The sequence below is a fragment of the Mesorhizobium sp. M1E.F.Ca.ET.041.01.1.1 genome (assembly GCF_003997355.1).
GTDB lineage: Bacteria > Pseudomonadota > Alphaproteobacteria > Rhizobiales > Rhizobiaceae > Mesorhizobium.
Window position 1 is genome coordinate 1 of sequence record NZ_RZSL01000454.1, and the last position, 5,075, is coordinate 5,075.

The following is a 5,075-nucleotide window of genomic DNA, read 5'->3' on the forward strand; positions in this document are numbered from 1 at the left end:
CATCTGCACGATATTGCCGACCACCCGCAGGCAACTGCCTTGCGCATTCATGTCCGAATTGCCGGTATAGGTGATCGTCGCGTCGGGCGCATAGATGAAGCCGCTCACCACGGAACCCGCTCCGCCGTTCAGCGTCAGCGCCGAGGTGTTGCCGTGGTCCTGGAAGATGGTGATGCCGGCATAGGGACCGCTGGTCGGAGGCGAGAGGTTCACCTGCTCGTTGGCGTTGATGTAGAGCTGCGAGCCTTCCATCAGGAAGATCGTGACGCCCTGGCCGGTGAGGCTGCCGTTGCCGCCGGGCTTTATGGTGACGCCGCGCAGGATGTAGACGCCCGGCTCGAGTGTGATCTTTCCCGACCAGGTCTTGTCGCAATAGGTGCCGGGCGAGAGCGTGACCGTCTTGCCGTTGGGCATCGTCTGGCAGAGCCCGTAGGCGGGCGGGGTGACGTTGGCCAGCGGATCGAAGGACGCATACTGGTTTTCCTTCGGCGCGCCGCAGGAAAGGGTGGCATTGGGCGGCGTAAGCCCCGCTGTGGCGCCGACCGTCGAGACGCATCCGGCGCTGACTATGGCAGAGCCGCCCCGGTTGACGGCGTCGGCCGCGTCCGAATTGGCAGCGATCACGCAGCCGTCCATCGCGACGTTGGTCGAGCCCTGCAGGTCGACGGCGTTGTCGGCGTGTGGATCGAGCGCAAGCACGCACGCTTGCGCCCCGGGTTTGATCTCGACGGAGGCGGAGCGGATCGCCTGCCAGGCAGGCGCGCCGCTGATGAAAGCCGGGCGGCTGATGCTGGACGACAGTGAAATGGTATAGGCGCTCGGATCGCCGCTGGCAGTGACCTGGAAGGCGTCGACGCTGCCCGAATATTCCTGCGCGTCGGCGGCGCTCATGTTGGCCGCGAAGAACATCTGGCCGAGCTGCCGCATGTCGCCGGCCGACATCTGCGGCTGGTATTTCGTGCCCACGGCAAGTCCGGCGGCGTCCAGCGAGTTCTGCAGTTGCGCGGCGTCGTCGCTGGTGCCCACGAGATCGACCGCCCCGGCCACGGCAAGCATCAGCGGCACCATGGCGATCGCGGTCGCCACCGCGAAATTGCCGCGCGTCGAAGCCCAGAACTGTCGGATCATGGAAGCATCCCTCGCCGTATACGGCAGAGTGATAAGCCAGCCGTCTCTACGAGCGATTTCCGAAAAAGATAAAATGCAGAAAATGCTAAAATAACAGGTTTATCCGTAGGTTACGCCTTAAGTCTGACGATGCGTGGGACCTAAGTCCGAATGCTTGTGCCACTCAGTCGTAAGTGCGCCCTCTGCGGTCTGACCGGCGCAAGTCGAGCAAAAAAATTAGCCAATCGTTTATCGACAGGTGTTGAACGTGATAGCCGGGATAGCTTGGGTGCGCTCGGCCATGGCCACATTCGGTCGAATTTTCAGAGACTTCTTCTCCCGCCGCCTGCAAAGGGGCGAGGGCGGCAATGTTGCAATCGTCTTCGCGTTCACTCTGCCGATCGTCGTCGGCGGTGCGGGGCTCGGTGTCGAGACGTCCTACTGGTACTATTCGAGCCTGAAGCTGCAGGCGACGGCGGACGCCGCCGCCTATGCCGGCGCGCTGGAAAAGATCCAGGGATCCGACACCGGGGCGATCACCACGGCCGCCACCCAGTCGGCGACCGATAACGGCCTGGGCAATGGCTCCATCACCGTCCACACGCCGCCCACCTCGGGGCCGAACACGGCCAAGAAGGCGGTGGAGGTTATCCTCAACCAGAACCTGGATCGGATGTTCACCTCGATCTTCACGCAGAGCAAGGTGCCGGAGCAGGCGAGGGCGGTGGCGCTCATCACCGACGCCTCCAAGGCCTGTGTGCTGGCGCTCAGTGCCTCGGCCTCGCAGGCGGCGCTCTTCTCTGGCAGCACCAACGTGAAGCTCAGCGGCTGCTCCGTCATGTCGGATTCGATCGCCCCCGATGCCATCAAGGTCCAGGGATCGGCCGGACTCCAGGCCGACTGCCTGATCTCGGTCGGCGGCATTTCGCTTAGCAATGCGGTGGTGACTGACCCCGCGACCTGCAAGGCCCCGATCACCAATGCGCTGCCGGCTGCCGATCCGTTCTCCAGCGTACCTGCGCCCGCGGCCAGCGGCTCCTGTCTGAACGACAACAAGCCGACGCTGGGCCCAGGGACTTACTGCAATGGCATGAACCTCAAGGGCAATGTCACGCTGTCTCCCGGTGTCTATGTCCTCGAGGGCAATTTGAAGATCAACGCCGGCGCGGTCATCCAGGGCGACGGCGTGACCATCTACATGGCCGGCAGCAACACCGTCAGCATGAACGGCAACGCCACGGTGACGCTGAGCGCGCCGACCTCGGGCACCTATTCCGGGGTGCTGTTCTACGGCGACAGGACAGGGACCACGGCGCAAAGCACCTTCAACGGCACCGCGGACTCGCTTTTGACCGGTGCCATTTATTTTCCCAGGCAACAGGTCAACTATCTTGGCAACTTCTCGGGCGTGAACGGCTGCACCCAGGTCGTGGCCGACACCATCCAGTGGTCGGGCAATTCGACCATCAACCAGGATTGCACGAGCCTCGGGATGAAGGATATCCCGGCGGCGCCGTCGGTCGCGATCGTCGAGTAGCGGCATGGGACCCGCGATCTCATTCCGCAAGAACCGCTCAGGCGCCGCCGCGGTGGAATTCGCGCTCGTGCTGCCGGTGCTGTGCACGGCTCTGTTCGGCGTCGCCGACGGCTGGTCCTACGTCACCAGCTCGTTGAATATGCGGGCCGGCGTGAAGACGGCGGCGAATCTGGTGTTAGCCGGCTCCTCCGACGACAGCGCCACCCAAGCCGCCGCGCTCGCAAGCTGGGACAACAAGCCCACCGACGCCGCGGTCACGGTGAACCGCACCTACAAATGCGGAACGACCGTGGTTGACCAGGCGACCCTGTGCGCCGGACCGAAGCTAAACTCGATCTACGTCCAGATCCAGGCGTCGGGCACCTGGGTTCCGCCCTTTGCCTTCGGCCCTTTCCCAAACAACACCGCGCTCGGCCATCAGCAGGTGGTCCGTGTCCGCTAAAGCAATTCCAGGAAAAGTGCGCAGCGGTTTTCCGTCCGGAATTGCGCCTCGATACAGGCAAAAAGCGAGGGCGTTTGCCTGCAATGCCTCAGGCGGCGCCGCCATCGAGTTTGCGCTCATTGTGCCTTTCCTGGTCATGCTGCTCTTCGGCATCTTCGCCTTCGGCTGGTCGATGAATGCCGACTCCAGCGTCCGCTATGCGCTGGAGGCCTCCGCCCGCTCGCTGCAGCTCAACAACACGCTGACCCAGGCCGACATACAGACGATCGCGACGCAGAAGCTGCAGGCGCTTGGCTTGCAGAACGTGAACGTCACGATCACCACCGATCTGCCGAGCGGCGGCTTCTGCATGGCGCATGTGAACGCCAGCTATGCCTTCGTGATCAACTTCCCCTATTTCAGCGACTTCCCGATCAACTACGCGACCACGGTGAACGTGCCGCTGCTCAACAGCGTGAAAGGAGCTTGTCCTCAGTCATAGTCGGAACTGAATCGCCCGATTATGGATTCCGCCTGACCGAGTCCGATATCCAGGCGATCGCGACCAAGAAGCTGCAGGCGCTTGGCCTGAAGAATGTGAACGTCACGATCACCACCGATCCGCCGAGCGGCGGTTTCAAGATGGCGCAAGTGAGCGCCAGTTACGCCTTCGTCATCAATTTCCCCTATTTCAGCGACTACCCGATCAACTATTCGACGTCCGTCACCGTGCCGCTGATCGGCAGCTAGGGGAAATCCAGCGAGAGTATATAATGATATATACTGGCATCGGCTCGGGATGTCTGAAATCAAAACCGTTGGCGCGCCTCGCGCTCAAGTACTCCCGGTGCTAGTAGATGGCGTCCACAACCAGTGCGATATTTCTCCAAAAAAGCGCGGTATAACAAGGAGATGAAGCCCTCTGTGGACGCAGGCTGAGTGGGGCTGGGCCTATGGTCCGACGGGGTATGGGCCTTCATTGTTCCAGAGGGCCGATCTCGATTTGGGCCAAATATTATCGTGAGATTTCAATGGCTTAATGCATTCTCTAGGTTGGAGATGAAGGTATTTCCCAGGTCGCTCCCTTGCCGCGACTGATTTTGACTAAAAGTTACTCCAAGCCGTTAGGGAATTCTCATATGAGGCGATCTAGCGGTTGGGCATTGGTGGCGATCACCTGCGGAGAAACATTATGACGATCCGAAAGACACTTCTGGCCTCACTGGCCGTCCTGGCACTCGCGACTGCTCCGGCGCTTGCCGGCGCCGGCGGCAACGGTGGTGGCAATGGCGGTGGTCACGGCAACAGCGGCGACCACGGCGGCGGCAACGGTAAAGGCGGCGGCAACGGCGGCGGCAAGGGCAACAGTGGCGCAACGCACGGCAAGGCATCGGCTCCGGGCCAGTTGGCGAAGTCGCAGGACGACACGACCGACGACGTCACGGATGACACGCCCGCGACGCCGAAGGAAAAGAACCTGCATGCCAAGCTCGGCCGGCTGAACTCGCTGCAGCGCAACATCAACGCTTACATGAACTCCAAGAGCCCGAAGTTTGCGGCCATCCAGGCCTATGTGACTCAGGCGGCGGCAGCCAAGAACGCGCAAGCCGCGGTTGACGCGGCAACCCAGGCCGTGGCCGATGCCCAGGCCGCGCTCGACGACCTGAATGCGCAGATGACCGCGCTGCAGGCGGACCCGAACGCCACCCAAGAACAGATCGACGCTTTGCAGGGGCAGATCGATGACGCGACCACCGCGCTGAACGACGCCAACCAGGCACTCACCGATGCCCAGACGGAGGCTGCCAATACGCCCGCGCCGGACGACGCGACGTTGGACGCAGCCCTTGCCGACATGGCCAACAAGCCGGTCGACGCCGAAGTCACCGACTGGGCCAAGGGCGTGCTGGCCGACAAGATCGACCAGGCAGCCGCCGCGACGACGACGCCGTAAGGCGCGAAGCGGCAAACCTGCCAGAGGGTGAAACTGTCATGCCGCCGGGCCTCGCC

6 protein-coding genes are annotated in these 5,075 nt (G+C 62.5%); 5 read left to right on the forward strand and 1 reads right to left on the reverse strand.

Going from position 1 to position 5,075, the window contains the following annotated elements; genetic code table 11:
* Positions 1-1,128 (reverse strand): TadE/TadG family type IV pilus assembly protein (locus EOA38_RS27540; protein WP_145966089.1); only part of this gene is annotated, 1,128 nt, incomplete at its 3' end.
* Positions 1,129-1,408: 280 nt separating this feature from the next.
* Between EOA38_RS27540 and EOA38_RS27545 the strand changes: the two genes are divergently transcribed.
* The 5 genes from EOA38_RS27545 (at position 1,409) to EOA38_RS27570 (ending at position 5,019) form a co-directional block, all read left to right on the forward strand.
* Complete coding sequence (locus EOA38_RS27545; RefSeq protein WP_189350144.1) at positions 1,409-2,644, forward strand: pilus assembly protein TadG-related protein; 1,236 nt, start codon at positions 1,409-1,411, stop codon at positions 2,642-2,644.
* A gap of 4 nt (positions 2,645-2,648) precedes the next feature.
* Positions 2,649-3,086 carry a TadE/TadG family type IV pilus assembly protein gene (locus tag EOA38_RS27550; RefSeq protein WP_126094647.1) on the forward strand — a complete coding sequence of 146 codons (438 nt, stop codon included), beginning with the start codon at positions 2,649-2,651 and terminating at the stop codon, positions 3,084-3,086.
* Positions 3,076-3,567, forward strand: coding sequence for a TadE/TadG family type IV pilus assembly protein (locus EOA38_RS27555; protein WP_126094646.1), 492 nt, complete (start codon positions 3,076-3,078; stop codon positions 3,565-3,567). Before EOA38_RS27550 ends, EOA38_RS27555 begins: the two co-directional genes overlap by 11 nt.
* A complete protein-coding gene (locus EOA38_RS27560) occupies positions 3,552-3,815 on the forward strand; it encodes a hypothetical protein (RefSeq protein ID WP_245464716.1) in 264 nt (87 codons plus the stop codon). Before EOA38_RS27555 ends, EOA38_RS27560 begins: the two co-directional genes overlap by 16 nt.
* 442 nt (positions 3,816-4,257) lie before the next feature.
* Positions 4,258-5,019: a hypothetical protein gene (locus EOA38_RS27570; protein ID WP_189350142.1), complete on the forward strand. Its 762-nt coding sequence runs from the start codon at positions 4,258-4,260 to the stop codon at positions 5,017-5,019.
* The last annotated feature ends 56 nt before the right edge of the window (positions 5,020-5,075 follow it).